Consider the following 2035-nt stretch of genomic DNA (forward strand, 5'->3'; position numbering starts at 1 on the left):
GTGCGCCGGGGTGATCAGATGGGCAGCGTGAGAAATGCGCAGCCGTTCCGGGTTGGCCGCCACACCGGCAGCCTGCAACATTTCCACTTCATTGACAAAGGTGACCGGGTTGATGACCATGCCGTTGCCCATCACCCCAATGGTGTGTGGATGAATGATACCGGAAGGAATCAGGTGCAGCTTAAAGGTGCGGCTGCCCACCGTCACCGTATGACCGGCATTGTCGCCGCCGTTGAAGCGCGCCACAACATCGGCTTTTGCAGCCAGCAAATCCACAATCCGCCCTTTACCCTCATCCCCCCCATTGTGTGCCGATGACAATTTCTAATGGCATACCCGATTCCCTCCGCAGGAAGTGAACCCATGAATGGTTTGTTCCAAAACGATTATACTGCGTTCACCGACACGTTTTTAGTGACAGTTATCCTGACCTGCGCTTTGGAATCGCTGAAATTTTAATAAAAATTACCTCAGTTCGGGATAAATCCTCTTCCTATTCCTTTGAGGATGTTTGACCCCCACCTGCACCTCCCCCTAAATCGCTGGGGCGATTTAGGGGGAGGCGGGAGGGGGTCATTGCTTTACTTGCCGGATCTTGAACATATCCCGAACTCACGTTAAAAATTGATAATTTGTGGGATAATTAGAGGTTGTTACTTCCTGCAAACCTGAACCAGTCTGATGAACAACACCTCACCCCCAACAGAAGAATTTTCCACCCCCCTCAATGCCCTCTCCCAACAAATTGACCAGCGGCGGCGCTGGCTGTATCTGATTGCCGCCTTTCCCGGTTTCCTCTCGGTTGTGTTGATCTGGCTGCAAAAACACGACCAGGAAGTTTTTATCCGCTTTACCTACCCATTTCTGGCAGCCGCTCTGGCATTCTGGTGCATCGGCTTGTTGTGGAAGCGCATTCCCCTCAACCTGATTGAGCGCTCGGTGTTGATTACCACCACACTTTTCTTTTTTTCCAAGTACATTTACTTTCTCTACTTCCACCCCAGTTTGTTCGAACAATGGCAGGAAATTGAAGCCGTTTTCTGGACGTTTGCCTTCTCATTTATTTTGAGTTATATCGTCTTTCCGCGCGGCAGGGCGTTACAGTTTAACCTGCTCTTTTTGGGCATGGTGTTTGTGGGCGGGGCATTGCGCTTTGCCGAATTGGGAAACAATTACACCCTTGAGCTGATTCGGCTGGAAACGCGCATCGCCGGCATCCTCTTTCTGGTCTTTTTACTGGCCAAGGCAAAAGATGACCTGAACCGCTCGCTGGCCGAAGCCAACCGCATTCAGGAGATTGCCTACACCGATTCGCTCACCCTGCTGCCCAACCGGCGCGGCATGACCGCCCTGCTGGAAGAACACCTTGCCCGCCGGCGGCGGTTTGCGGTCATCCTCGCCGATGTCGATTTTTTCAAGCGCATCAACGATACCTTTGGCCACGAAACCGGCGATAAAATTTTGCGCCAGGTGGGTGAATGTCTGCACTACCAGCTGCGCGCCAGCGACGTGATCGGCCGCTGGGGCGGAGAGGAATTCCTCATCCTCGCGCTGGAGGAGGATCAGAAACGCGCCCTGTATCTGGCAAACCGGCTGCGCGAGACGGTTGAATCATACGAATTCACCGACAGCCTGCCGATTACCATGTCTTTTGGCGTAGCGCTCAGCCGCGACCGCGATACGGTCAAGTCGCTGCTTCAGCGCGCCGATCAGGCAATGTACCGCGCCAAAAACAACGGGCGCAATCGGGTGGAATGGGAAATTTCCGATTAAATGATATAATCGAAACGCGTATGAATGCTGTTTTTCGCCGCCGCTGGTTGACCGCAAGCCTGCTGCTGGGTGGGCTGATATTTCTGCTCAGCCTGAGCCTGATTCAGCCCTCCGCCTCTCAGGCGCAGGTGTTGTACTTTACGCCAACCCCCAACGAAAACGGACAGATTTTTTACACCGTCAAAGAAGGCGATACCTGCATCAGCGTTTCGCTGCTCAATCAGGTTTCGCTGGATGACCTGCGCCGCCTCAACAATCTGGA

At 53.3% G+C, this 2035-nt stretch carries 3 protein-coding genes; 2 read left to right on the plus strand and 1 reads right to left on the minus strand.

The genetic code is table 11. From position 1 onward, the window contains the following. A partial coding sequence (locus VAE48_RS03325; RefSeq protein ID WP_322791896.1) for an adenylosuccinate synthetase occupies positions 1-321 on the minus strand: 321 nt, incomplete at its 3' end. 360 nt (positions 322-681) lie between these two features. On the opposite strand from VAE48_RS03325, the gene VAE48_RS03330 reads away from it, so the two are divergent. Both VAE48_RS03330 and VAE48_RS03335 read left to right on the plus strand, forming a co-directional pair. Beyond that, positions 682-1773 carry a GGDEF domain-containing protein gene (locus VAE48_RS03330; protein ID WP_322791897.1) on the plus strand — a complete coding sequence of 364 codons (1092 nt, stop codon included), beginning with the start codon at positions 682-684 and terminating at the stop codon, positions 1771-1773. Positions 1774-1793: 20 nt separating this feature from the next. Then, the coding region (locus VAE48_RS03335) for a LysM domain-containing protein (RefSeq protein WP_322791898.1) at positions 1794-2035 on the plus strand (242 nt) is incomplete at its 3' end.

It is taken from the genome of Bellilinea sp. (genome assembly GCF_034432615.1).
Taxonomy (GTDB): domain Bacteria; phylum Chloroflexota; class Anaerolineae; order Anaerolineales; family Anaerolineaceae; genus Bellilinea.